Source organism: Pseudoalteromonas sp. Scap03 (assembly GCF_013393115.1).
Lineage (GTDB): Bacteria > Pseudomonadota > Gammaproteobacteria > Enterobacterales > Alteromonadaceae > Pseudoalteromonas.
The window spans coordinates 2,662,263-2,685,659 of record NZ_VDEU01000001.1 but is presented as its reverse complement, the minus strand read 5'-3'; the positions used below and the strand labels follow the sequence as shown (position 1 = coordinate 2,685,659).

At 38.9% G+C, this 23,397-nt stretch carries 29 protein-coding genes, 2 tRNA genes and 1 pseudogene; 16 read left to right on the top strand and 16 right to left on the bottom strand.

The window, feature by feature from the left end; all coding sequences use genetic code 11:
* Positions 1-28 precede the first annotated feature (28 nt).
* Both FHG08_RS12265 and lepB read left to right on the top strand, forming a co-directional pair.
* Positions 29-283 (top strand): DUF2999 family protein, encoded by a 255-nt coding sequence (locus FHG08_RS12265; protein ID WP_008113615.1) that lies wholly within the window; start codon positions 29-31, stop codon positions 281-283.
* A gap of 123 nt (positions 284-406) precedes the next feature.
* Positions 407-1,057: a signal peptidase I gene (gene lepB / locus FHG08_RS12260; protein ID WP_178956152.1), complete on the top strand. Its 651-nt coding sequence runs from the start codon at positions 407-409 to the stop codon at positions 1,055-1,057.
* Between the two features lie 61 nt (positions 1,058-1,118).
* On the opposite strand, the gene FHG08_RS12255 is transcribed toward lepB, so the two are convergent.
* Complete coding sequence (locus tag FHG08_RS12255) at positions 1,119-1,859, bottom strand: flagellar brake protein (RefSeq protein ID WP_232735506.1); 741 nt, start codon at positions 1,857-1,859, stop codon at positions 1,119-1,121.
* Between the two features lie 423 nt (positions 1,860-2,282).
* Here FHG08_RS12255 and FHG08_RS12250 point away from each other — a divergent pair, with 423 nt between their 5' ends.
* Positions 2,283-2,789 carry a DUF2937 family protein gene (locus FHG08_RS12250; protein ID WP_138606013.1) on the top strand — a complete coding sequence of 169 codons (507 nt, stop codon included), beginning with the start codon at positions 2,283-2,285 and terminating at the stop codon, positions 2,787-2,789.
* Between the two features lie 8 nt (positions 2,790-2,797).
* Here the strand turns inward: FHG08_RS12250 and FHG08_RS12245 are convergent, their stop codons facing one another.
* Positions 2,798-3,343, bottom strand: coding sequence for a DUF3365 domain-containing protein (locus FHG08_RS12245; RefSeq protein WP_138606015.1), 546 nt, complete (start codon positions 3,341-3,343; stop codon positions 2,798-2,800).
* A gap of 139 nt (positions 3,344-3,482) precedes the next feature.
* Here FHG08_RS12245 and FHG08_RS12240 point away from each other — a divergent pair, with 139 nt between their 5' ends.
* Together FHG08_RS12240 and FHG08_RS12235 are read left to right on the top strand one after the other, a co-directional pair.
* A complete protein-coding gene (locus tag FHG08_RS12240) occupies positions 3,483-3,668 on the top strand; it encodes a hypothetical protein (protein WP_178956151.1) in 186 nt (61 codons plus the stop codon).
* Between the two features lie 205 nt (positions 3,669-3,873).
* A complete protein-coding gene (locus FHG08_RS12235; RefSeq protein WP_256872081.1) occupies positions 3,874-4,506 on the top strand; it encodes a hypothetical protein in 633 nt (210 codons plus the stop codon).
* Between the two features lie 56 nt (positions 4,507-4,562).
* Here the strand turns inward: FHG08_RS12235 and metG are convergent, their stop codons facing one another.
* Positions 4,563-6,587: a methionine--tRNA ligase gene (gene metG, locus FHG08_RS12230; RefSeq protein WP_041708923.1), complete on the bottom strand. Its 2,025-nt coding sequence runs from the start codon at positions 6,585-6,587 to the stop codon at positions 4,563-4,565.
* A 177-nt stretch (positions 6,588-6,764) separates the two neighbouring features.
* Here metG and apbC point away from each other — a divergent pair, with 177 nt between their 5' ends.
* Positions 6,765-7,841, top strand: a complete 1,077-nt coding sequence (apbC, locus tag FHG08_RS12225) for an iron-sulfur cluster carrier protein ApbC (RefSeq protein ID WP_138606020.1) — start codon at positions 6,765-6,767, stop codon at positions 7,839-7,841.
* A gap of 2 nt (positions 7,842-7,843) precedes the next feature.
* On the top strand, positions 7,844-8,428 hold the full coding sequence (gene dcd / locus FHG08_RS12220; protein ID WP_138606022.1) for a dCTP deaminase: 585 nt from the start codon (positions 7,844-7,846) through the stop codon (positions 8,426-8,428).
* A gap of 25 nt (positions 8,429-8,453) precedes the next feature.
* Here the strand turns inward: dcd and FHG08_RS12215 are convergent, their stop codons facing one another.
* On the bottom strand, positions 8,454-9,236 hold the full coding sequence (locus tag FHG08_RS12215) for a CLCA_X family protein (protein WP_138606024.1): 783 nt from the start codon (positions 9,234-9,236) through the stop codon (positions 8,454-8,456).
* 18 nt (positions 9,237-9,254) lie between these two features.
* A complete protein-coding gene (locus FHG08_RS12210) occupies positions 9,255-9,848 on the bottom strand; it encodes a tRNA-uridine aminocarboxypropyltransferase (RefSeq protein WP_178956150.1) in 594 nt (197 codons plus the stop codon).
* Positions 9,849-9,979: 131 nt separating this feature from the next.
* On the opposite strand from FHG08_RS12210, the gene FHG08_RS12205 reads away from it, so the two are divergent.
* Both FHG08_RS12205 and FHG08_RS12200 read left to right on the top strand, forming a co-directional pair.
* Entirely contained in the window at positions 9,980-10,324 is a 345-nt protein-coding gene (locus tag FHG08_RS12205; protein WP_138606028.1) for an Hpt domain-containing protein, read from the top strand.
* A 127-nt stretch (positions 10,325-10,451) separates the two neighbouring features.
* Positions 10,452-11,669, top strand: coding sequence for a pyridoxal phosphate-dependent aminotransferase (locus FHG08_RS12200; protein ID WP_010390182.1), 1,218 nt, complete (start codon positions 10,452-10,454; stop codon positions 11,667-11,669).
* A gap of 33 nt (positions 11,670-11,702) precedes the next feature.
* Here FHG08_RS12200 and FHG08_RS12195 read toward each other — a convergent pair whose 3' ends face one another.
* The 5 genes from FHG08_RS12195 to mnmA form a co-directional block, all read right to left on the bottom strand.
* On the bottom strand, positions 11,703-12,161 hold the full coding sequence (locus FHG08_RS12195; protein WP_138606032.1) for a GNAT family N-acetyltransferase: 459 nt from the start codon (positions 12,159-12,161) through the stop codon (positions 11,703-11,705).
* A 9-nt stretch (positions 12,162-12,170) separates the two neighbouring features.
* Positions 12,171-13,313, bottom strand: coding sequence for a cupin domain-containing protein (locus tag FHG08_RS12190; protein ID WP_178956149.1), 1,143 nt, complete (start codon positions 13,311-13,313; stop codon positions 12,171-12,173).
* Between the two features lie 80 nt (positions 13,314-13,393).
* Positions 13,394-14,764 carry an adenylosuccinate lyase gene (gene purB / locus FHG08_RS12185; protein WP_055012554.1) on the bottom strand — a complete coding sequence of 457 codons (1,371 nt, stop codon included), beginning with the start codon at positions 14,762-14,764 and terminating at the stop codon, positions 13,394-13,396.
* Positions 14,765-14,795: 31 nt separating this feature from the next.
* The gene (hflD, locus tag FHG08_RS12180) at positions 14,796-15,398 is read right to left on the bottom strand and encodes a high frequency lysogenization protein HflD (RefSeq protein ID WP_055012553.1); all 603 of its coding nucleotides are present in this window, start codon (positions 15,396-15,398) and stop codon (positions 14,796-14,798) included.
* Positions 15,398-16,498: a tRNA 2-thiouridine(34) synthase MnmA gene (gene mnmA, locus FHG08_RS12175; protein ID WP_010390175.1), complete on the bottom strand. Its 1,101-nt coding sequence runs from the start codon at positions 16,496-16,498 to the stop codon at positions 15,398-15,400. The genes hflD and mnmA overlap by 1 nt, the downstream gene beginning before the upstream one ends.
* Positions 16,499-16,852: 354 nt before the next feature.
* Here mnmA and FHG08_RS19245 point away from each other — a divergent pair.
* Positions 16,853-18,128 (top strand): annotated as a pseudogene (locus FHG08_RS19245) (diguanylate cyclase).
* Positions 18,129-18,149: 21 nt separating this feature from the next.
* Here the strand turns inward: FHG08_RS19245 and FHG08_RS12165 are convergent.
* Genes FHG08_RS12165 through FHG08_RS12140 form a run of 6 tightly spaced genes read right to left on the bottom strand, consistent with a single transcriptional unit; the run spans position 18,150 to position 20,838 of the window.
* Entirely contained in the window at positions 18,150-18,815 is a 666-nt protein-coding gene (locus FHG08_RS12165; protein ID WP_178956148.1) for a pseudouridine synthase, read from the bottom strand.
* Entirely contained in the window at positions 18,815-19,144 is a 330-nt protein-coding gene (locus FHG08_RS12160) for a TusE/DsrC/DsvC family sulfur relay protein (protein ID WP_010390172.1), read from the bottom strand. The genes FHG08_RS12165 and FHG08_RS12160 overlap by 1 nt, the downstream gene beginning before the upstream one ends.
* 3 nt (positions 19,145-19,147) lie before the next feature.
* On the bottom strand, positions 19,148-19,414 hold the full coding sequence (locus FHG08_RS12155) for a DsrH/TusB family sulfur metabolism protein (protein WP_010390171.1): 267 nt from the start codon (positions 19,412-19,414) through the stop codon (positions 19,148-19,150).
* The gene (gene tusC, locus FHG08_RS12150) at positions 19,411-19,767 is read right to left on the bottom strand and encodes a sulfurtransferase complex subunit TusC (protein ID WP_178956147.1); all 357 of its coding nucleotides are present in this window, start codon (positions 19,765-19,767) and stop codon (positions 19,411-19,413) included. The genes FHG08_RS12155 and tusC overlap by 4 nt, the downstream gene beginning before the upstream one ends.
* Complete coding sequence (gene tusD, locus FHG08_RS12145; protein ID WP_178956146.1) at positions 19,764-20,117, bottom strand: sulfurtransferase complex subunit TusD; 354 nt, start codon at positions 20,115-20,117, stop codon at positions 19,764-19,766. Before tusD ends, tusC begins: the two co-directional genes overlap by 4 nt.
* Before the next feature lie 55 nt (positions 20,118-20,172).
* Complete coding sequence (locus FHG08_RS12140) at positions 20,173-20,838, bottom strand: Bax inhibitor-1/YccA family protein (protein WP_008112034.1); 666 nt, start codon at positions 20,836-20,838, stop codon at positions 20,173-20,175.
* A 252-nt stretch (positions 20,839-21,090) separates the two neighbouring features.
* Between FHG08_RS12140 and FHG08_RS12135 the strand changes: the two genes are divergently transcribed.
* From FHG08_RS12135 to proQ, 6 genes are all read left to right on the top strand, one after another.
* Positions 21,091-21,181: transfer RNA gene (locus FHG08_RS12135), tRNA-Ser, on the top strand.
* Between the two features lie 51 nt (positions 21,182-21,232).
* A tRNA-Ser gene (locus FHG08_RS12130) sits at positions 21,233-21,323 on the top strand.
* A 172-nt stretch (positions 21,324-21,495) separates the two neighbouring features.
* Positions 21,496-21,876, top strand: coding sequence for a hypothetical protein (locus FHG08_RS12125; protein WP_008112036.1), 381 nt, complete (start codon positions 21,496-21,498; stop codon positions 21,874-21,876).
* A 128-nt stretch (positions 21,877-22,004) separates the two neighbouring features.
* Complete coding sequence (locus FHG08_RS12120) at positions 22,005-22,463, top strand: GAF domain-containing protein (RefSeq protein WP_054201014.1); 459 nt, start codon at positions 22,005-22,007, stop codon at positions 22,461-22,463.
* Complete coding sequence (locus tag FHG08_RS12115; protein WP_138606053.1) at positions 22,463-22,741, top strand: hypothetical protein; 279 nt, start codon at positions 22,463-22,465, stop codon at positions 22,739-22,741. Before FHG08_RS12120 ends, FHG08_RS12115 begins: the two co-directional genes overlap by 1 nt.
* 16 nt (positions 22,742-22,757) lie before the next feature.
* Positions 22,758-23,396 (top strand): RNA chaperone ProQ, encoded by a 639-nt coding sequence (gene proQ, locus FHG08_RS12110; RefSeq protein WP_178956145.1) that lies wholly within the window; start codon positions 22,758-22,760, stop codon positions 23,394-23,396.
* Position 23,397 lies beyond the last annotated feature (1 nt).

Here is a 23,397-nt window from a genome sequence, read left to right as displayed (position 1 = left end):
TGAACACTATAAAATATTAAGGCAAATAATGAATCCTATTATTGCAATATTAAAAGAGCACAACGTCAGTGATGAAAAAGTAGCCGCGTTGTTTGAAGCATTTACCCAAAACCCAATGATGGCTATGGCATTAGTGCAAGAGCTGGGTATACCACCAGAAAAACTTCAGCAATTAATGGCTGTAGTGATGACTCAACCGCATTTGATTAAAGAAGCTACTGATGAATTAGGGCTTGATTTTGCAAAAGTACAAGAAGCGAAAGACAAGTTAAATCAGCAGTAAACCATCTTTAGAGACATGTTTTATACATGTCTCTATCATTAAACATGTTTTGTTACACACTCCTTTGAACGGCTCTGCGTTTATACAGTCAAATAAATACTTAACCCATAGCAGAGACAAAACATGAAGCAACTTTATAAATTTTGGAAAAATAATCGCTCTTTAATTGTATTCATTATTTTAATGAGTGTATTTCGTAGTGCCGTCGCCGATTGGTACGAAATACCAACAGGTTCAATGAAACCGACTATTGAAGAAGGCGACCGAATCCTTACCGATAAAATGGCGTATGATTTACGTATACCATTCACGCATGTATCCCTGTTGAGAATGGCGGACCCACAAACTGGCGATATTATTGTATTTGACTCGAAAGTAGCGGATAACCGCTTGATCAAGCGCGTAATAGGTGTACCTGGAGATACTATTGTACTTAAAAATAATCAACTCATAATCAATGGTAAAAAGCTTAATTACACAAATTTGCAAAGTAATACGACTTCTTCAGATAAAATAGAAAACTTAAATGGTTATAAGCATTCAATCCGCGTTAGTAATACACGATCACGTTTATCGAGCTTTGATGAAATAACAATTCCTGAACATTACTATTTAGCTATGGGTGATAACCGTGATAATAGTGCAGATTCTAGAGTAATAGGGCTTATCCCACGTGATGAATTACTAGGTAAAGCCGAGCGTGTGATTGTATCGCTTGATTACGATAACTATTACTTACCTAGGACAGAGCGGTTCTTAAAACCTTTAGAGTAATAAAACAGTGGGTATAGAGGCTAACCAAGCATATGTTAGCCTTAATTCGTTTGTGGTTTTTCTAATCTATATCAATTGAATACGCTTCGAGTAGCTCATTTAGCTTCGTTTGCTCTGATGCATCAAACTCGATACCAACACTTAGGCGATTACCCTTCATTTGATTATTTCTGATATAGGACGTGACTATGACAGACTTATTGTCTATTGGTGACAAAATATGCACAAATACTTGGCGTTTTTTTAGCGCAACAAATCCAGAGCTCACATGTATCGCAAAGCGGCAGCCACTGGGTGAAATATCAATGATTAACCCATGCAATAAGCTCTTACTATCGGCGTCTACATCACCTTTGTGTAAACTTATTTTAGCTGGGATATGAGTTGGTAGCCTGCTTGTTTCTCGCAGCTGACGGCTTTCAATTTTTTTAGGGTAAGCTAAATAAATTAATCGTTCTGGGCGAAATGAAATTGCTAATATGCTGGTTGAAAAAGCCACACATTCACCGCGTTCATCTTCAATGATATAACGGACAATAGCGCCATTGCCTTCAACTAAAATATCGCTGTAATCGTTCTTACCTGCTTGAGCAGGGTATTTTAATATTAAATATTTACCGGTGTCATAGCCAATTAAAGTAAGCTTAAAGCGAACTTGAATAGGGTTGTTAAATTGTATATCGATCATCTTTCCAGGAAGTAAATCGAGGAAAAACTTCTTTTGGTCTTCGGTTGGATTATCTTCAACAGTGGTGTTATTGTTATTCGTTTCCACAAACTCTTTCTCAATATTAACAGACACTTAATTATCTTTTAATATAGTGTAAAAATCACTAGAATTAAAGGGGGGATTTAGGAGAGATAATTAATACTTTATGCTGGTTATAGTGAGTTTTTTCAGTTATAAGCTCCGGTTTATCTATAAAGCTGTTGCTATTTTGGCAACATTAAAGTAAAGAGCATACCTATAACACTTCAAGCGCTTTGCTATTGAAGCCATACCTATATAAACTTTATCACGTTAAGTATTATGGTTTTTGAGCTTATGTAGAGAATACTAGTGCTTGCAAAGCGATTGAGCAAAGGGTGATGGTACCACCTATCTACAATACTACTTAATTATTATATTGTGACATACCTAGGTCCTTGCAAATTTAACCTCAAAAGGTCAACTGGCCTTAAACACCATCTAAACGTTTAAATCAAAGTAGCACAAAGGATGATGATGATCGTTAACATACTTGATAAATTAATATTTGCTTGTGCTTTTATTATTTCATTGCAACTACCGCAGTTGAGTGATCATTACCAACAACATTTAGCGGGCTTGTATCATGCGACAAAGTGGCAAGTTGATGGCTATGCAAACACAGCAAAGCAATATAAATTTTCTAGTACACAAGCAATGATAAACCGTCATTTAGCAAATACTGAACCGAGTGTTAGAGCAGATGCAGAACAAAAACAGCAAACCTTGATGCTATTTGCTGACTTAAATCAAGGTATGAAGCTATTCGAGCAAGGTAATTTAGTGCAAAAATTGCTGTATATATTCTCCCCTGAGCGTTTCGACAGATTACAAAATACACTTGATAACTTTAAGTTAGGTATTCCTTTAACCACCAGTGCGTTATTGTTTGCGCTAATATCAGCTATCATATTAAATCAGCTCGTAATGTTGCCGTATACTTTATATGTTGCCCACAAAAAACGAAACGCAGCGAGTGCTTAATGACGTAATTACTGTTGGTGCTTTTTAATCGGCTTTTTAACGATAAAGGCGCCACGAATGTCACCCAGTTTAAAATCAGTTGCCTGATCATTAGGGTATAAAGTCGCTATTTTTTTAGAAACTGCGGGGGCAATGTGACTGCCATGACATGCCAAACACGCTTTTTGAGTAGGGATCGCTTTTACAAAATACCAGCCATCCGGTCTTTGCTCTTGATATTCTATGCTTGCTATAGGCTCGCCATTGAGCTTACGTTGTTCAAAGTTTAATAAAACATTTTTGAGCCATGCATCGGGTTGATTATCTGAGTTACGAGTTTTTAACGCACTGCGGCTAACTTGCCACTTACTATTGCTGTGTTGTGAAGCAATAGCGGGTGCTGCTATATTGCATACACTTATTGCCGCTAGTGGGCCGCTTTGCTTCATAGTACTAACCAGTACCTGTTTTAAATCAGTTGAAAATGCCTTGATGGTTTGTCGTGCCTCGTCGGTATTGTTAGCAAAAGCAGCGGATGAAATAAATAAACTGGAAAAAAGTAAAATAATGCGCATAATACACCTCTATATATTAGTAATATCTAATATATAGATGAACTGGTGTTTTTCAACTAAATCGTACAGTGTTTCAGCACTTTTTTATTTTTTGATGTACCGCGCCTAAAATCGATAAACAGTCCCAAGTGAGGATAATATGCATACTAGACAAGATGATAATAAAGTAATAAATCAACAAAACACCTATGATGCTGGTGGGCTTAGTGCTGATGATCCCTTGGCGGCAATTAAGGCTATTCGACTTGAGCAGTTGGCACAATGTCGGCTAAAAACACAAAAAGAAGTGCAAGCTGATCTTAAAAAAATAAACCCTAAGCGATAATAATTTGCTAAATTAAATTTATGAATCTTAAACTTCGGATAGTGCAATCAATTCCTTATCTATAAAACACCCTCATCAGGTTATTTCCTTTATTGCTTGGTTATGCGCCTTAGTTGTGCTGTTGATAGGGCTAATATCACCTAACAATAAAGAAATTTTATTGCTATTAACAGTGAGCTCGCTGTGTTTGCTGATGTTTAATAGTGTGGCAATTACGAGCTGGGTATTTCACCAGTTTAAAGATAAGCAGTTACACTTTATAGCGCTTCTATGTAGCGTAGCTTTAATGCTGTGCATAGTAGGGGATGTAATTAACTTTAACTTATCCCAGCACTATCATCGCTATGCAACGTTAATAAAGCATGACTATTTAATTGATTCAATTTTATTGTTTGCACCTGGCTATAGCCTTTTATTTTTAGCCTGTATGTTGGCCTATAAAAGGCAGCAAGCTATATCGCGACTAAAAAGCACCTGTTTCATAGTTGCGGTACTGGTTGTAAGTGCTACGTCACTCGCCTCTATGTATCTTGATGGAGCTGGTATACCAATTTTAGCTATGACAGGTTTTTATAGTGTGGTGGTAACTGCCGTGGGGCTTATGGGTCTTGTGTTGGTTGTTACTTATGGTGGTTTTTATGCCCCTAAACCAATTATATGGGTGAGCTTAGGGCTTTTACTAGCTGCATTGGCTGATGCCATTATTGGTGCTTTTTGGATTTATGGTAACCAAGGACAAGGTTTTTATCCTCAGGTGCGCTATATAAATTGGTTTATCTATATTAGCTCCCAATGCTTAGTGATTCATTTAGCAAAAGTAGTCGCTTTAGCTAAATAACGTCAACAATAAAAAAGCCGCTAAATATTTGGCGGCTTTTTAAACAAGCACAGTGCTTACATTACTCGCATACCAGGTTCTGAACCATCGTCTGGGTTAAGAATGTATATTTCTTTACCGCCCGGGCCTGCAGCAAGTACCATACCTTCAGACATTCCAAAGCGCATTTTACGTGGTTTAAGGTTCGCAACCATCACAGTTAGCTTTCCTTCGATGTCTTCTGGTGCGTAAGCTGATTTAATGCCTGCAAATACTTGGCGCGTTTCGCCGCCTAAATCAAGAGTTAACTTAAGTAGTTTGTCTGCGCCTTCTACGTGCTCTGCTTTAGCAATTTTAGCAACGCGTAAATCTACTTTTGCAAAGTCATCAAATTCAATCTCAGCTGCGATAGGCTCTTTTGCCAGTGGGCTATTAGGATCGATTTTGTCTTTTTCAGCGATTAAGCTTTCTTTTGATTCTTCAACCATTTTATTCACTTTGTCCATTTCAACACGTTGCATTAACGGCTTAAATTTATTGATAGGGTGGCTTATTAGTGCAGTTTGCACACCTTGCCATGTAAGCTCATCATTTAAAAAGGCTTCAACATTTGTTGCCATACCAGGTAGTACAGGCTTCAAGTAAGTGATCAGCACGCGAAATAGGTTAAGTCCTAACGAACATACCTGATGCGCTTCTTCTTGCTTAGACTCGTCTTTAATAAGCACCCAAGGCGCAGCATTATCAATAAATTGATTTGCTTTATCAGCAAGCGCCATAATTTCACGGATTGCGCGGCTGTATTCACGATTTTCGTAATGTTCAGTAATAGTGGCTGAGGCATTTTGAAACTCAGCAAGCAGCTGTGGTTCCATAATTGTGTCGCTTAACTTACCGTCAAACTTTTTAGTAATAAAGCCAGCACAACGGCTCGCAATATTAACTACTTTACCCACTAAGTCTGAATTTACACGCTGTGCAAAATCTTCTAGGTTTAAGTCTAAATCGGTAATACCACTATTAAGTTTAGCTGCGTAGTAATAACGTAAAAATTCAGGATCTAGGTTATCTAAATAAGTACGCGCTTTAATAAACGTGCCTTTTGATTTAGACATTTTCGCGCCATTCACCGTAACAAATCCATGAGCAAATACGTTAGTAGGCTTTCTAAATTGAGCGCCCTCTAACATCGCAGGCCAAAACAGGCTGTGGAAATAGATAATGTCTTTACCAATAAAATGATAAAGCTCAGCGTCAGACCCTTCTTGCCAAAAAGCATCAAAGTCGATGCCTTGTTTGTCACATAAGTTCTTAAAGCTCGCCATATAACCAATAGGCGCATCTAGCCATACGTAAAAATATTTACCTGGTGCGTTTGGAATTTCAAAACCAAAATAAGGTGCATCACGGCTTATGTCCCACTGCTGCAAACCATCGGCAAACCACTCATCTAGCTTGTTCGCCATTTCTTGCTGGATTGTGCCTGAGTGTAGCCATTCTTTAAGCATGCCTTCAAAGGCTGGTAAGTCAAAAAAGTAATGCTCAGAATCTTTTAAAATAGGCTCAGCACCCGACATGACAGAGCGTGGGTTGATTAGCTCTGTTGGGCTATAAGTTGCGCCACAGGCATCACAGCTATCACCATTTTGATCTTCTGATTTACAGGTAGGGCAGGTGCCAGTAACAAAGCGGTCTGGCAGAAAAATACCTTTTTCTGGATCGAATAACTGAGAAATAGTGTGCTTTTTAATATGACCGGCATCGTTAAGGCGGTTATAAATAAGCTCACTAAATTCTTTATTTTCTTGGCTGTGAGTGCTGTGGTAATTATCAAATTTGATATTAAAATCAGCAAAATCGCGTTGGCGTTCTATGCTAACGTTTTTAACCATTTCCTCTGGCGTGATCCCTTGCTTTTGCGCATTAAGCATAATAGGTGTGCCATGAGCATCATCGGCGCACACATAGTATGCTTCGTGGCCTTGTAGTTTTTGAAAACGTGACCAAATATCAGTTTGAATATACTCTAATAAATGCCCTAAATGGGTAGGGCCATTGGCATAAGGTAATGCGCTAGTAATCAGGATCTTTCGCTGTGCCATAATCATTCCGAATTAAGCGTTCCTAGTCAGGAACAGATGAAAATTATTACATTATCGATAAGCGGGGTGCTAACAGAGTACACTGCTTATGGATATTTACTAATTGACTGGTGTTAATGCCCTGAATGTTACATAATTCCGTGGCACTTTTCATCAAAGAAACGCTATTTTATTGCTATGTTTGGACTGTCGAAACTATTCTCTGCTAAATCGGTGCAAAAACAACCGATTATTTCTGCTCTAGCGGCCTATCGCAGCGCCGCTTTTGCTGTGGGTATTGAGCAAGATTTTATTGCTGATATTACTCAAAACACCGATAAATCAATTACTGTTAAACTCATTCTTCCGTTTGCCGCGCAATCTGAAATGCCCTATGTCGCTAAATTTTTAGCTGAGCGACTTAAAACTGAAGTAAATGTAAGCGCGGTGGTTGCACTTAAAGAACCAGCAAAATTTAAAGCTATAAAACATATTATCTTAGTGGCCTCAGGTAAAGGCGGAGTGGGTAAGTCAACTACTGCTGTTAACATTGCTGGGTCGCTTAAAAATGAAGGCGCTAAAGTAGGTATTTTAGATGCTGACATTTACGGCCCGTCTATTCCTATGTTGTTCGGTTTGGTAGGCAGTGAGCCTGTTACTAAAGACAACAAACAATTACAACCATTTGATGCCAGCGGCATTAAAGCGCAATCTATCGGCTTTTTAGTGCCTAGCGACGATGCTACCGTATGGCGAGGCCCCATGGCCTCAGGTGCACTTAGTCAGCTATTAAATGAAACCGATTGGGGTGAGCTTGATTACTTAATCGTCGATATGCCCCCAGGCACTGGCGATATTCAATTAACCATGAGCCAAAAAGTTCCAGCCAGTGGCACTGTAATTGTTACTACGCCACAAGACTTGGCGTTGGCAGATGCGCAAAAAGGCATCGCTATGTTTAATAAAGTAAACGTGCCAGTGCTTGGTTTAATTGAAAATATGAGCCATTACATTTGCGGCCATTGCGGCGAGGCTAATCATGTATTCGGTAAAGATGGCGCACAAAAATTAGCCATGAAGCATGGTGTTCCTGTGCTTTCGCACATTCCGCTTGCGATTAATATCAGAGAATCCTCTGAACAAGGTAAATTGATTGCCAATGATGCAAGTGCCGCTATAAGTGAAACCTACAGTGCAGCCGCACGGCTCATTGCCAGCACGCTTTACTATCAACAACATCACAACGCGATTGAAGTTGTGATTACGGAAGATTAAAAATGAGACTTTCAGATACACATATAAAAGAATATTTAAACGATGGGCGGATTGTTATTGAGCCAGCGCCAACCAGTGAAATGATTTCAGGGGTGACTGCGGATCTTCGTTTGGGTAATAAGTTTAGAACTTTTCATGCCCATAATGCTGCTTACGTTGACTTAAGTGGACCAAAAGATCAGCTCAATAAAGCGTTAGAATCAATAATGAGCGACGAAATTGTATTAGATGAAGGTGAAGCATTCTTTTTACACCCTGGTGAGCTTGCATTAGCAATAACCTATGAAAAAGTAACGTTACCTGCTGATATTGTTGGCTGGTTAGATGGACGTTCGTCACTGGCACGTTTAGGTTTAATGGTGCATGTCACCGCACACAGAATCGACCCTGGTTGGAGTGGTAATATTGTCTTAGAGTTTTACAACTCGGGTAAACTGCCGCTTGCGCTCAGACCTATGATGAAGATTGGTGCAATGAGTTTTGAAACGCTCACCGGCCCATGTGAAAACCCGTATAACACCCGTGTTGATGCAAAATATAAAGATCAAAATAGCGCGGTGGCAAGTCGTATCAGTGATGATAAATAGTAATTCTGATTTTTAGAAACGATTACTATGTTTGTTGATGAAGCGCGTAACCTAATAATTGAAAATATTGGTTAAGTGCTTCATTGGCTTGTAGCGTTTGGCTAAGCTCAGGGTAAATTAAATTATTACTGCTTAATCCACTGACCAAAAAGCTATTTTTTATTGTTTGGTGCTGATTTATACAGGCTTCAAAACACCGAGCTGCAAGCTCCTCTGGCATACTCATGTATTGCTGCTTGTGTGCCTTATCAAACGCGATACAGCGTTGTACAAATTCATTCGCATCTTCCCCGTTTCGCGCTAAAAATACCTGCTTATAAAATTGATTAAGTGCATCATTAAGTGGATGGCTCAAATCAGGAGAGTTTGATAGCCATAACTTAGAGGCGAAACCAAAGCGGGTTTTTGATTTAAACAAATGCTCACTAATATGATGGTCGAATGCATGAAACCACTCATGGGCTAAAGCACCGCCGCCTGCGTTTTTTGCCAGTGCGAGAGTTTGGTCATAAGCATTATAGTGTGCTTGCACACCTTTTTGTCCGCCATGGCCAAAGGCAAAATTAAGTTTACCGCGAAGGCCAATTGCTGTTGGTGGTAAATGTAAAATTTGCGCTAAATCAGCCAGTGCATCATAAATTAAATTGGCACTAATAAAGCGCTCTTCTTTAGTCACCCACTTACCAACCACCATCGAACGAAAACCAAAAGTCGTTCTAATATCGCTAAAATCAACTTGGTCGTCAAAACGATAGTCAGGGCCTTGGCGTGAGAATCCGCGCTTTAATCGAGAAGGGGTATTACGCATTAGTTATTTCATTTTTAATTACAGGTAACGTGCTTTTACGTGAGCGGGCATATGTTGGGTTTGTTTGGTAATTAATTCATCTAATAAATCATACAACGGCGCCGGATTGAGTGCTTCAATAAGCGATAAACTATGCGCTACTGCCTCTAGCGTTGACAAGCTATCTGCTCTTGGGGCTTTACGAATAGCATAGCGGTTAGTAGGAATATGGCGAAAGCTTACTGTTTTAAACTGTTTTAATAGCGGAGTTAATTGCAAAATTTTAAAAGCTTTATTCCATGTTCCATCGATCACTATTAAATGCGTAATCGGTTGTACGTTTTCATTGTTATTGGCTAAATCTAACTCAATTGCGCCCTCGTTTGGGTAGAGTAACACCGTTGAGCTGAGCGGCAGCTTTTGCAAGCAAGCAAAGTCTTGATTATTTTCGCCTTTAATTATTTTGCATCGCGTTAAACTTAATGCCAATAACTGTGCCGTATTTTTACTAATTTTTGCTTCACTGGGGTGCTGTAACACAACAACCTGAGTTTGATTATCAACACAGGTGATTGCATTGCAAATACAGGTGCTTAGCGAAAAATTACAGCGTTCACAAAGTGCACGTGCCATAAGCTAACCATTCGATTAATACATTTAACCTAATTATACATTTTTGCATTAATAAAGTTGGTTTTTTTTGTGCTTAGATATAGAGTAAGAGATGAAAGAGAAATCGCAGGACCGCATTAAAGGGCATTAATATGACAGAGATCAGTATCGACGAATCCGCTTTAGAAAGTATGGAATCGCTATTAGGTGAACAATTTCCAGATACGTTGGAATTTTGTTGTGCGGAATTTGAGCGCTTAGGAAGCGAAACTATTGCAGCGCTTGGGCAAGATAAAGAGGCTGCTATTCGCCATTCTCATAGCCTTAAATCAAATGCAGCTCAGTTTGGAGCGGCAAGTTTAGCCGAAGTGGCACGTTTAATTGAATATAATTTAAATAATGATAACGAGGAACAGGCTGTTGATGCAGCAAATAATTTAATGGCGCAAGTTATTGGCTCACAAGCAAAATTAAATGAGTGGCAAGCTCAGCGGTAAGCTCGTTTAAAAAGAACAGAATAGAATGTTAACGTGAATTTTTTTCAGTTTTAAGCGCTTAATTTCCCTAGTAATTCACGGCTTTACTGAGTTAGTCTTAAGACTAACTTGCTCTTTAGAGGTAACAATGTCAGAAATAAAAAAGAGTCATAAATTAGACGGCGTCTGTTATGACATCCGTGGTCCCGTTTTAGTGCAAGCTAAAAAAATGGAAGACGAGGGCCAAAAAGTACTTAAGCTTAATATTGGTAACCCCGCGGCATTTGGTTTTGATATGCCAGAAGATATGCACCGTGACATTATCCGTAATTTATATTCTGCTCAAGGCTATTGTGATTCTAAAGGGCTTTACTCTGCGCGTGTTGCTATTTATCAGCATTACCAACAGCGAGGTTTACACAACTTAGACGTTGATAATATTTACATTGGCAACGGTGTGAGTGAACTTATTCAAATGGTTACCCAAGCGTTGTTAAATAATGACGATGAAGTATTAATTCCTGCACCCGATTATCCGCTTTGGACTGCATCGGTAAAGCTAGCAGGCGGTAACCCTGTTCACTATTTATGTGATGAAGAGCAAGATTGGTTTCCTGATATTGATGATATTAAAAGCAAAATCACCTCGAAAACTAAAGCATTGGTGTTAATAAACCCTAATAATCCAACAGGGGCAGTGTACAGTGATGCCTTGCTTGAAGAATTGATCAACATTGCCCGAGAGCACAAACTTTTACTATTAAGTGACGAAATATACGAGAAAATCCTATACGACGGAGTTACCCATACCTCTATTGGTGCATTGTGCGACGATATTCCCATTATTACGTTTAACGGTTTAGCTAAGACATATCGCGCCGCTGGTCTTAGAATGGGTTGGATGGTGCTAAGCGGGCGCACTGCCTTAATGACAGATTTAATTAAAGGCCTCGATATTCTTGCCTCAATGCGTTTATGCGCAAACGTCCCTGCTCAATATGCCATTCAGCAAGCATTGGGTGGGGTACAATCCATTGACAGTTTAATTGACCCCGGAGGTCGCTTATACGAGCAACGAGATATTGCTTGGCGTGGATTAAATGCAATTGAGGGGATAAGCTGTAAAAAGCCAAAAGGGGCGCTGTATGCATTTCCCAAAGTTGATACAAAATTGTTTAATATTAAAAATGATGAACAAATGATGTTTGACTTGTTAAAGGCAGAAAAAATATTATTAGTACATGGGCGCGCTTTTAACTGGCCAGATCCCGATCATTTTAGATTGGTGTTTTTACCTAATAAAGATGATCTAAGCAGTGCAATGATGAAAATGCAGCGGTTCTTCAAAGATTACCGACAAGAATAAAGTAAAAAACGAGCCAAATGGCTCGTTTTTTGGTTAATGCACTAAAGTAAATGGCCGTGTTTCAAAGCATGTAATAGGGCATTCCATTCGCTGTCTTGGAATGCCAGCTTCCATAAAAACGTGCCCTTGCACAGTAAAGCCGTTATTTTTGAATCGTTCTACTTCATTTAAAATACAGTTAATACTGACAGCCTCAATACCTTGCTCTTCGGCAAGCTTTACAATGAAATTAAGTAGAGATTTATAAACGTTGCGATTGCGGTGCTGGGGTAGTACGGCAATTCTACCTATTAAACCATCATTACATAATCGACCTGTGGCAACAGGTGAGTGCATATTATCGGTAACCAGAATATGTTGAGCGAACGCATCTAAGCTATCAAATTCAATATTCTTTGGAATATGTAATTCGTAAACAAAAACACGCTCTCTTATTTGTTGAAGTTGATCTTTTTCACTTTGCCAATCAACTTTGTCAACAGTATAAACCATAGCCTCCTCCTAGCTAAACCAAATCCCCTCATTTACCAGTGTAGTAAAGGTTTCGATAAAATCTAGGCTAGGTGTGGTTGAATTCAGCAAGCTGCTATCAAATTCAATAAAATCAGTTAGCTGTTTTACAGCCTCTAAATCAGATAGCGGTAAAGGGTAGTTTTCGCCATTAACACTTAAAAGCAGCTCATCACCTATGCATTGGTAAATTGCACGCGTGCCACCAACACGCTCAAATGTCACATCATTTTCAAGTTGTTGCATAATTTCAGCTGTACTAAACGGGTTTTCTTCAGGCGCTAAATCCATATCATGCTTAGGTTGACTTAATGTGTTTCCTAACCAGTTTTTAAATAAGTTGTCGTTTTCTATTAAAGCCTGCATTAACGTTTTTACTTTATCAACTTCGCTTTGCGTAAGCTCACCTTTTGAATCACGTAGCGCGAGGGTATGGTCCGTGTAACGCTTTTGGCCGCTTTCTGTGTCAATAATATGATCTGCAAAACTAGACAGTAAATCTTGTTGATTAGGCGCTCTAAATCCGACCGAGTAGTTTAAAGCATTTTCAATGGCATAGCCTTCATGCGGACAACCTGGTGGTATGTACAAAATGTCACCAGGCTCTAAAACACAATCAATTACTGCGGTGAAAGCTTCAACTTGTAGCAAGCTTTTATTTTGAGCAAATTGCTTTAATGAGGCGTCAGGTAAGCCTACACGCCAATGGCGTTTGCCTTCACCTTGTATAATAAATACATCATATTGATCTAAGTGTGGTCCAACACCACCGCCAGGGGTTGAGTAGCTGATCATTAAATCATCTATGCGCCAGTTAGGAATAAAACGAAATGGTTCAAGCAATTGTGCGGCTTCTGGGTGCCAATGATCGACTGCTTGTACTAATAAAGTAGCGTGCTCGTCGGTGAGTATTTCAAAATCTTCAAACGGCCCTTGATGGGACTGCCATTGCTGGTTATGGTTGGTTATAATACGCGACTCTATGCTGTCTTCCATAGCAAGGCCTGCCAGTTCATTGGCATCAAGAGGGTCTTTAAAGTCATTAAAACCTCTTTTGATTAACAGTGGCTTTTTTTGCCAATATTGATTTAAAAACGCTTGCTCAGATAATTCATTTATTTTTAATTGATACATAGAATGCCTATAACGTTAAGACCTAAATGAAAAAAGCGAAAGGCAGGTACCTTTCGCTTTTTATTAGTAGATTTGAGTAATTAAACTAAATCATCAATAAACTCAACAGCGCGACCAATGTAGTTGGCTGGGGTTAGCTTTTTCATTTCTGCTTTTGCAGCGTCTGGTAAATCTAAACCATCAATGAAGTCAGCCATAATTTCTTGATTTACACGTTTACCACGCGTTAAATCTTTTAGCTTTTCATATGGCTTTTCAATGCCGTATTTACGCATTACTGTTTGAATTGGCTCTGCTAATAGCTCCCAGTTTTGGTCAAGCTCATCGGCTAATCGCTGTTCGTTAACTTCTAGCTTGCTTACACCTTTAAGTGTTGATTGGTATGCAATAACAGCATAACCCATACCTACACCTAAATTACGTAATACGGTTGAGTCAGTTAAATCACGTTGCCAACGAGAAACAGGCAGCTTTTGCGCTAAGTGACCTAATATGGCATTAGCTAAACCTAAGTTACCTTCTGAGTTTTCAAAATCAATAGGGTTTACTTTATGTGGCATAGTTGATGAGCCAATTTCACCAGCAATGGTTTTTTGCTTGAAGTGATTAAGCGCAATGTATCCCCACATATCGCGGTCAAAATCGAGCAATATAGTATTAAAACGCGCAATAGCATCAAATAGTTCTGCAATGTAGTCATGCGGTTCAATTTGTGTGGTAAACGGGTTAAGTGTTAAACCTAGGCTAGCTACAAATTTATCTGCGTGAGTATGCCAGTCGTAATCAGGGTAAGCACTTAGGTGAGCATTGTAGTTACCTACAGCACCATTTACTTTGCCTAGCATTTCTACTTGGGCAATTTGATCACGTTGACGCTTTAAACGCATGTATACGTTTGCAAACTCTTTACCCATAGTTGATGGGGTTGCAGGTTGCCCATGCGTACGGGTCATCATTGGAATGGCTTTGTATTCAACAGCTTTTTCTTTAATTGCGCTTAATAGCTCATCGCAATAAGGTAAAATAACATTGTTACGTGCTTCACTTAACATTAAACCGTGAGATAGATTATTAATATCTTCAGATGTACATGCAAAGTGAATAAATTCATTAATGGCATGTAATTCAGCGTTATCAGCTACTTTTTCTTTTAGTAGGTACTCTACGGCTTTTACATCATGGTTAGTGGTGCGTTCAATGTCTTTAACACGCTGCGCATCGGCTTCACAGAAGTTATCGACGATAGCATTTAATAGTCCGTTTGCTTGCTCGCTTAAAGCTGGGACTTCTTTTATATCGCTTGCTGCAGCTAACGCTTGCAACCAACGCACTTCAACGGTTACGCGGTATTTGATTAATCCAAATTCGCTAAAAATACTGCGTAGTTCAGTGGTTTTGCTGCCGTAGCGACCATCAACCGGAGAGATAGCCGTTAACGCTGAAAGCTCCATAATAACTCCTAAATTTTAGTTTGAACGATAATTAAATTTTTGTTTTAGCAATGGCGAGAATTTTTCTTTTTGCAAAAAAGAAATGACGACGTTTGCCGCCCATTTGACGCCATAATACTGCACTACGAATGCCGGCTAAAAGTAACGCACGGATTTTGTTTTGAGTGAGCTGCTGTTTTAATAACTCGGGTTTACCATAAACCTGGATTCGGTGCCCAAGGGGGCTTAGCACCGACGAGTATATATCTGCTAAACCGGCAACAACACTGTCATCAGTAATAGCAAAATGATCTAAACGACGATGAATATCATCAATACGTTTACCTAATTCATTGAGGCTCTTACTATTGGCACTAAGGGCTCGCTCTAACTGCATTAAGCCACCCACGTATTTAACTATTTCAACATCTTTTTGAGCACCGGCACTCAGTTGTGCCATTAATGTTTTATAGCCATCACGCAAATTTTGTGTGCCTTGGTATACATCCTCAGGAGAGGCGGGTGAGGTTTGCACAATACTTGATAACAACGTTGATAAGTCATGTTCATCACAACGACCGTATTGAGCAACCTTTTGTACTTGTTTTGCTACTTGGCACATGGCAGCAAGTGCCATGACTTGATGTTGATTCATTACTTAATCACCGAATCAATAATACCACCGCCTAAACAGACTTCATCAGCGTAAAATACGGCGGATTGTCCTGGGGTAACGGCTTTTTGCGGCTCATCAAACAATACGCGTGCCATACCATCTTCTCCAACGAGTAATGTACAGCTTAAGTCTTCTTGACGGTAGCGAGTTTTAACGGTGCAGCGAGTTGTACCTTGCGGGCCAACGCGATCTACCCAGTGTAATTGGTTTGCATTAAGGCCGTTACTGTACAAGCGAGGGTGATCTTTACCTTGACCAACAACAAGAACATTTCGTTCTATATCTTTATCTACCACGTACCATGGTTCGCCCGAGCCTTCTTTCATGCCACCAATTAATAAACCTTTACGCTGGCCAAGGGTGTGATACATCAAGCCTTCATGCTCACCTACATTGTTACCATCGGTGTCTTCAATTACTCCAGGTTGTGCAGGCAAAAACTTTTGCAGAAAATCTTTGAATTTACGCTCGCCAATGAAACAAATGCCGGTGCTGTCTTTTTTATCATGGGTAATTAAATCCTGTTCTTCAGCAATGCGGCGTACTTCTGGTTTGGCAATATCTCCGACAGGAAATAGTGTTTGCGCAATATGCTCATGGCTTAGTGTATACAAAAAGTAGCTTTGATCTTTGTTATCGTCTAGGCCTCGGCACATTACGTATTTGTCATCGCGTAGCTCTCGGCGCACATAGTGACCAGTTGCAATAAAATCAGCACCAAGTGCTTGCGCAGCAAACTCTAAAAACGCTTTAAATTTTATTTCTTTATTACACATTATATCTGGGTTGGGTGTACGACCCGCTTTGTATTCTGCTAAAAAGTATTCAAATACATTATCCCAGTATTCAGCAGCAAAATTAACGGTATGAAGTTCAATGCCTAACTTGTCACATACAGCTTGTGCATCTTTTAAATCTTCAGCAGCAGCGCAATATTCATCATTGTCATCTTCTTCCCAGTTCTTCATAAACAAGCCTTCTACTTGGTAGCCTTGCTGTTTTAATAAATATGCAGATACAGAAGAATCAACACCGCCGGACATACCAACGATGACTTTAATGTGACTATTTTCGCTCATGAATAATTTCGCTTATACAGATTACTGTTAACTTGGAAAGGCCGCGATTATAGCATGTATTTTGTTGGTGCTTAAAGAGAGGATGGGGGATTGAATAGATTTTGTTGTAACTTTTTCCATCCAATGGTTAGTAAGGCGTAGTTTGGTGTGTAATTTACTCATTTTTAGGCTAATGAAAAGGAATGAATTATATTGATGGCTTCATACTTTGTAAGTTGCTTTTGTCGTATTTAATTACGTAGCGCTATTCTTCATTAACAAAACTTTACATTTGAGATTACCTACCATATCTTAATTAGTATCTAAACACGTAAATACTTAAATAACCTAAAATATAATCAATGGAATGAATATATGAATTACGCCTCGCAATCACATTTGGTTAAGTCGTTTGTGCTGGATACGTCCGAAAAAACGGTGTCAAATCTTACTTTTGAAGACGATTATTCACTACAGCAATTCAAAGAATCAGCTTATAAGTTATTCTATGACATTATAACTGTGCCAGCTCCCTATCTTTATCAAGAGCCTAATCCGATTGTTGAGCTGTTTAGGCTTATAGAATCCTCTCTAGGCTCTTTAAAATCATCACAAAAGGCAATTTTAAGCCAGTTAGAGAAATGGTGGGTAGAGTGGCATTTTGTCGCTTCAATGAATGTATCGCTTGAACGTGAAAACAAAGAACAAGACTATAATGTTATAAGCACTACCCAACACCCTATGCGCAAGCATGAGCTGAGTCATTATGCGCGGTTATTCACGATTCTACCCTTACCGGTATGTGATGTTTGTATGGTAACTGGTGATATTTTAAAAGTGAACCAACGTTTTATTGATGTATTTGGTTACACGTTACAAGACGTACCTAATCTTAATGTTTGGTGGAAATTAGCCTACCCTGAAAAAGATTACAGAACATTTGCACAAACGTTATGGCAGGAGTCACTTGAGCAAGCCAATCAAAAATAATGATGATATTCCAGCTAATGATTACAGAATTTCTTGTAAAGATGGCAGTGAGATTGTGATGCAAGTTTCTGGTATCAGTGTTGAAGGAGAATTTATTGCTATATTCAACGATGCTACTGAGCGTTTAAAAACTCAAGAAATACTCAGTGATATGGCGTTTTTAGACTCACTCACTAAAATAGCCAACAGGCGGCGCTTTGATGAAAAACTAACGTCTGAATTTAACAAGTTATCGAACGAGCATCGTGAGCTTTCGATGATCATTATTGATATCGATAATTTTAAAAAGTATAACGACCGGTATGGTCATCTCGAAGGAGATAAATGTTTATTTCAAGTTGCGCAAAAATTAGCTGAAACTGTCTGCAGGCCAGAAGATTTTGTTGCGCGATTCGGAGGAGAAGAGTTTGTCGTGCTGTTACCTCAAACAGGTAAGCAAGGGGCATTATTTATTGCCGAACAAATACAAAAATCGATTGAAAAAATGGCCATTCCCCACAAAGACAGCTTTACTGGTATATTGTCTGTCAGTATGGGAATAAACACCATAGAGCATGAACACGATGGCGATCATGCACAATTTTTTAAACAAGCAGATAACGCACTTTATTACGCGAAAAAACAAGGAAGAAATTGTATTGCTTTAGCTACAGATAATTAGATAATTAACGCAACTTGATGGTTAATTATCAATTTCTTTGAATTCTCCGCTATTTATTCCCTCTAGCGTGTATTTACCGATACTGTAGCGAATTAAACGCAAAGTAGGGTGGCCAACATGAGCTGTCATACGTCTAACTTGACGATTTCTGCCTTCGTTAATTGTAATACTTAGCCATGATGTAGGTATTGATTTACGCTCTCGCACAGGAGGAGTCCTTGGCCAAAGCGCTGGTTCATTCATTAAAGTTACTTCAGCGGGCAAGGTGATGCCATCTTTTAGTTCGACACCTTTATTTAAAGCATCGATAGATGCTTGTGTTGGGATCCCTTCAACCTGAACCCAATAGGTTTTGTTGGTTTTTTTACCAGGCGATGTGAGCGTATTTTGTAACTTGCCGCAGTTTGTTAATAACAACAACCCTTCGCTGTCCCTGTCTAAACGACCTGCTGCGTAAACATCTTTTATAGAAATAAAATTAGCCAATGTTTGCCTATTTTGATCGTCAGTGAACTGGCAAAGAACATCATAAGGTTTATTAAATAAAATGACTTTTTTATCGCTCTGCGCTATTGCCGGCTTTATTGGTCTTTTTACTGTCCTTTTATTGATACCACTTCGAGAGTAAGTACGGCCTGTATTGCGCTTACCCTTTGAGGAGGGCGAATGTTCAGTTTTATGCTTCATTAAATACACCGTGCAGGTTTAGGTAAACCCGCAATTTTAGTTGCTTGTTTGGCTGGCCCTTTAGGAAAAAGTTTGTATAAGTACATGCTGTTCCCTTTATCCTCACCGAGTGCTTTAGCCATGGCTTTGACTAACATTCTAATGGCTGGACTAGTGTTATATTCAAGATAAAACTCTCGCACAAAGTTAACAACTTCCCAATGCTGCTCAGTTAATGTGATGTTTTCTTGCTCTGCAATAACATTGGCTAACTCTTTTGACCAAACAGTATGATCTAGCAAATAACCTTGTTTATCAGTGTCTATTGTTTGATTATTAAATTCCAACATGGTTCACCAAGTAATTGATTGTTTTGCAGTTAAACTGAGGGTAACGAACTCATCATAGCTAATTGCTTTGTCGTTCATATTTAATGATATATCTCGAGCTTCTGCATCATCTTTTAAAATATAAAGTGAGTCAGCAAATTGTCTATATTGCCCTTTTGCAAAGCAAGCGTCACCCACGAGTAAAACACTGTCTGTGAGCATAATTAGATTGTCTAAGCTGTGGGTACTGTAGTAATTCAGTGGTTTTGAAAAAATATGTAAAGTACTCATAGGGTCACCACATGCTGCTGATTGTGAATTAACTGTTTTTGGGCATTAAAGTTTACTATGTTTGCCTCAATGAGTAGTTCACTTTTACTTAAACCATAATCAATCAGTGACTTTTCACACACATAAATATTTTCAATATCATAGATTTCCAACATTTTAATGTTTTTAAAAAAATCTTTGATACCTAAACTATTTGGCTTTTGGTTTTTTTTAAGCGCTAACACAGCTGGGCCGCTAAACAACCAGCTAATATTTTGATCTACGGCAGCAAAAATAAGGGTCATATCAAGTGCATCGCGGATATGCATGTCATCAAATGGGCTTGACTGACTAATTACGAGTACATTAATCATTTAAATTGTATCCATTTATCTGCTTCACTGGCCAGCATGGCAAATTCAGCTAAGCCTGCAACAGCAAATGCGCCGGTATTCTTTATATCTAAGCCTCGCTTTTCAGCCGCAGTAACGCATAACATTAGTTTTATATTTTTTTCAGCCAGTTGCTGCCAAAGCGAGGGAGTACTCAACTCATCTGAGGCTAACTCAAAATGAGTTGAAGCATGATAAATACCATCTTGGTATAAAAATAACGCATCAACGCTATGTCCCTGCGCTAGGCAGGCATGAGCAAACTTAACAATACGTTGAGTGGTATCGTGATCTGATGGTGGAGTATGTAAAGAAAGTACAAAGCGTGCCAAAACTATTCCAATAAAAAAGCCCCAATAAAGGGGCTATTTTAACAGAACTATTTAATTAGTCATTATTTGCGCCAAGTAAGGCAAGTAATGAAGTAAATAGGTTATATACGCTAAGGTATAAAGATACAGTTGCACGGATATAATTTGTTTCGCCGCCGTTAATGATTCTGCTCGTATCGAACAAAATTAGGCCAGACATGATTAATACAACTGCTGCGTTTAGAACCATAAACATTAACGAGCTACCTAAGAAAATATTTACAATACTTGCCACGATAACCACGATTAAGCCTACAGTTAAAAAGCCACCCATAAATGAGAAGTCTTTTTTAGTGTTAAGTGCATAAGCAGATAAACCAAAGAAGATTAACGCCGTAGAACCTAGCGCTTGCATAATTAGCATAGGGCCATTAGGTAATTGCGCGTAGTGATTTAGTAGAGGGCCTAAGCCGGCTCCCATTAATCCTGTAAACGCAAACACCCAAAATACACCAGATGCTGTATCTGCTTTTTTATTAACAACAAAAAGTAGACCAAATGAAACTAGTGTGAATACAAGTCCCATAAAGTAAGGTAATTGCAGTGCCATTGAAATACCGGCAGTGACTGCACTAAATGCAAGTGTCATTGCAAGTAAGAAATAAGTGTTTTTAAGCACTTTGTTTGTTTCAATGGTCGACATTACCGGCTTTGCAGTATTGTACGATTGATTAAACGCCATTGTAGAGCTCCTGTAAGTGAAACTAAGTAGTTCCTGTAATTTAACTAAAATTAGATTACCAACTCTTATATGTTTGGGCAAACCTTTGTAGATCAATAGACAACTAAATTTAAATAAAAGTTCATTTGCCGGTTAGGATTTGCTCTCATTGCTTTATGTTTAAACAAATTAGTTGTTTTTTAATCACTTGAACAAAAAAATGAAAAAAAAGCTTCACAAAGCCCAAGGGTTTCCCTATTATTCAGGCCGTGCGGAGAGATGGCAGAGTGGTCGAATGCACCGGTCTTGAAAACCGGCAGGGGTTTATAGCCCCTCTAGGGTTCAAATCCCTATCTCTCCACCACCTTATTAAAATAATTATGAGTACACTCTTACTTGTAGATTATGCACTTTCGGAGAGATGGCAGAGTGGTCGAATGCACCGGTCTTGAAAACCGGCAGGGGTTTATAGCCCCTCTAGGGTTCAAATCCCTATCTCTCCACCATTATCAGATAAGCCCGCTATTTGCGGGCTTTTTTGTGCCTCATATTCGCTATACCTTCTTCAAAACCAAGCATATTCAGTTAGAAAATACGACCATAGTCTCTATTTATAAGCTTTGGCTCTTAGTGCATGCTTAGAAATTAAAGATTTATGTTTTTGTTAAGGATCTTACAATGAAACATCAACTCGCAAAAAGTGTCGCACTTTCATTATTATCTCCCGTTATTATTGGCAGTATGTTGGGGATTTACTACGCATTGACTATGCGTGGTGACGCTGTTTCTATTTTTTTAGGACTATTAATGACCGCTATTGCTAACGCGCATATAGTAGGGTTAACGATGGCCGCGTTTGTAGTACCGGGTTATTTACTTATGTTTAAGTATTCTAAGGTAAATTATTCTGGAGTTTTAACACTGGGCTTGCTGGGAGGCGCTATTTTTAGTTATCTTTTGAGCGCCACTACAGGCGAGATCTTTTTAATTAATAGTGTGATGTCAGGGTTTGCCGCTGGACTGTTTTTATTCGGCCTGCGTAAATCGGTACAAAGTTAATTGCGGAATATTTAATCAAGTGTGTCGTAAAACCATGTAATTTCCTTTTTTTTACCCGCAAAAGGTTTCAATTTTTAGTGACAAAGAGTACCTTTAGCTACTGTATGTTTAATAAGAAGTAGTTTGGTATGCAAAAGCACGATTTTTACCAGTCATTAGTTAAGCAAACTGAATCGCTGATAGGCGGTGAATCAAACATAATTGCCAATATGGCAAATATAAGCGCGCTGTTATTTACCTCTTTAGAAGATGTGAATTGGGCGGGCTTTTATTTTATGGATTCACCATCAGAATTGGTACTTGGTCCATTTCAAGGCAATCCAGCTTGTATTCGTATTCCAGTAGGAAAAGGGGTATGTGGCACTGCTGCGGCGACCGAGCAAACCCAATTAATTTCAGATGTGCATGCTTTTGACGGTCATATAGCCTGTGATGCAGCATCAAATTCTGAGATAGTTGTACCTATCATGAAAAATGGATCTGTATTTGCGGTACTAGACATAGATAGCCCAAGTATTGGCCGATTTGATACTGATGACCAAGCAGGGCTTGAAGCACTTGTAAAATGCTTAGAGGCTAGCCTGTAATGAAAGACTTGCTAAATGTTCAAGACTACCTTTTTGCCGTTCAAGATGTTGGTGATTGGGAAGGGGATGAAGAACATGTAGCGGAAACGCTCAATGATTTGATTCACATGGCATGGGATCGTCTTCCTGATGATTTAGACTGTGATTCAATTGATGAAATTATAAATGGTATTTGGGAACATTTACGTGGTGATATGGCTGTGATTGAAGCTGACTTTGAAGAGTTAGTTGATTGGTGTATCCACTATGTTGATTCTGCCCTTGATGAAAAGATGTGATTAAATAGGTTCTAAAATGGAAACCACAAACAAGCTAAAAGATATTAATGAAGTATTGGAGTTCTTATACCAAGAATTTCCACAATGTTTTAAACAAAAAGAGGGCATTCAGCCGCTTAAAGTAGGTATTTTCAAAGATATCGCTGAGCGCATTGAAGGGTCTGAAAAAGTTAGTAAGACACAAGTTCGTCAAGCACTTAGAAAATACACCTCTAACTGGCGCTACCTTGAGGCAGTTACTAAATCTGAATTTAGAATCGATCTTGACGGAAATCAAGGCGAAAAAGTTGAGCAAGAGCATATTGACCACGCACAAAAAGCGTTGGAAGAAAGCCGTGCTAAAATGGCAAAGCGTAAAAAGCAGCAGCGTCCTCGTCAAGATTCAGATGCAAAATCTTTCAAAAAGAAACCAGCTCATGCGGCTAAAAACTCACCGGCTGCAACAAAACCTGCAAAAGCCGCTGCACCTAAGCGTTCAGGAAAAGTTGAACCTTTACCTGCAGGCGAGGTCAAGGTTAATAATAAGGTTAAGGTTAAACTTGGCCAAGCACTTGTTAATGCAGTCATCACTGAAGTAAACAAAGACGATGTTCACGTTGAATTAGTGACCGGTATGCAAGTTAAAACCAAAGCCGACAGCTTATACATTATTTAAG

Excerpts from the sequence above, each read along its gene's own strand:
- FHG08_RS12210 (WP_178956150.1), bottom strand. The coding sequence starts at position 9,848 with ATGGCACGTGCACTTTGTGAACGCTGTAATTTTTCGCTAAGCACCTGT.
- FHG08_RS12120 (WP_054201014.1), top strand. The coding sequence starts at position 22,005 with ATGCAAAAGCACGATTTTTACCAGTCATTAGTTAAGCAAACTGAATCG.
- FHG08_RS12195 (WP_138606032.1), bottom strand. The coding sequence starts at position 12,161 with ATGGTTTATACTGTTGACAAAGTTGATTGGCAAAGTGAAAAAGATCAA.
- FHG08_RS12200 (WP_010390182.1), top strand. The coding sequence starts at position 10,452 with ATGTCAGAAATAAAAAAGAGTCATAAATTAGACGGCGTCTGTTATGAC.
- FHG08_RS12265 (WP_008113615.1), top strand. The coding sequence starts at position 29 with ATGAATCCTATTATTGCAATATTAAAAGAGCACAACGTCAGTGATGAA.
- FHG08_RS12250 (WP_138606013.1), top strand. The coding sequence starts at position 2,283 with ATGATCGTTAACATACTTGATAAATTAATATTTGCTTGTGCTTTTATT.
- proQ (WP_178956145.1), top strand. The coding sequence starts at position 22,758 with ATGGAAACCACAAACAAGCTAAAAGATATTAATGAAGTATTGGAGTTC.
- FHG08_RS12125 (WP_008112036.1), top strand. The coding sequence starts at position 21,496 with ATGAAACATCAACTCGCAAAAAGTGTCGCACTTTCATTATTATCTCCC.
- FHG08_RS12155 (WP_010390171.1), bottom strand. The coding sequence starts at position 19,414 with ATGAGTACTTTACATATTTTTTCAAAACCACTGAATTACTACAGTACC.
- apbC (WP_138606020.1), top strand. The coding sequence starts at position 6,765 with ATGTTTGGACTGTCGAAACTATTCTCTGCTAAATCGGTGCAAAAACAA.
- FHG08_RS12240 (WP_178956151.1), top strand. The coding sequence starts at position 3,483 with ATGCATACTAGACAAGATGATAATAAAGTAATAAATCAACAAAACACC.
- metG (WP_041708923.1), bottom strand. The coding sequence starts at position 6,587 with ATGGCACAGCGAAAGATCCTGATTACTAGCGCATTACCTTATGCCAAT.
- FHG08_RS12245 (WP_138606015.1), bottom strand. The coding sequence starts at position 3,343 with ATGCGCATTATTTTACTTTTTTCCAGTTTATTTATTTCATCCGCTGCT.
- tusC (WP_178956147.1), bottom strand. The coding sequence starts at position 19,767 with ATGATTAATGTACTCGTAATTAGTCAGTCAAGCCCATTTGATGACATG.
- mnmA (WP_010390175.1), bottom strand. The coding sequence starts at position 16,498 with ATGAGCGAAAATAGTCACATTAAAGTCATCGTTGGTATGTCCGGCGGT.
- FHG08_RS12115 (WP_138606053.1), top strand. The coding sequence starts at position 22,463 with ATGAAAGACTTGCTAAATGTTCAAGACTACCTTTTTGCCGTTCAAGAT.
- FHG08_RS12160 (WP_010390172.1), bottom strand. The coding sequence starts at position 19,144 with ATGTTGGAATTTAATAATCAAACAATAGACACTGATAAACAAGGTTAT.
- FHG08_RS12165 (WP_178956148.1), bottom strand. The coding sequence starts at position 18,815 with ATGAAGCATAAAACTGAACATTCGCCCTCCTCAAAGGGTAAGCGCAAT.
- purB (WP_055012554.1), bottom strand. The coding sequence starts at position 14,764 with ATGGAGCTTTCAGCGTTAACGGCTATCTCTCCGGTTGATGGTCGCTAC.
- FHG08_RS12215 (WP_138606024.1), bottom strand. The coding sequence starts at position 9,236 with ATGCGTAATACCCCTTCTCGATTAAAGCGCGGATTCTCACGCCAAGGC.
- FHG08_RS12140 (WP_008112034.1), bottom strand. The coding sequence starts at position 20,838 with ATGGCGTTTAATCAATCGTACAATACTGCAAAGCCGGTAATGTCGACC.
- dcd (WP_138606022.1), top strand. The coding sequence starts at position 7,844 with ATGAGACTTTCAGATACACATATAAAAGAATATTTAAACGATGGGCGG.
- FHG08_RS12190 (WP_178956149.1), bottom strand. The coding sequence starts at position 13,313 with ATGTATCAATTAAAAATAAATGAATTATCTGAGCAAGCGTTTTTAAAT.
- FHG08_RS12205 (WP_138606028.1), top strand. The coding sequence starts at position 9,980 with ATGACAGAGATCAGTATCGACGAATCCGCTTTAGAAAGTATGGAATCG.
- lepB (WP_178956152.1), top strand. The coding sequence starts at position 407 with ATGAAGCAACTTTATAAATTTTGGAAAAATAATCGCTCTTTAATTGTA.
- hflD (WP_055012553.1), bottom strand. The coding sequence starts at position 15,398 with ATGAATCAACATCAAGTCATGGCACTTGCTGCCATGTGCCAAGTAGCA.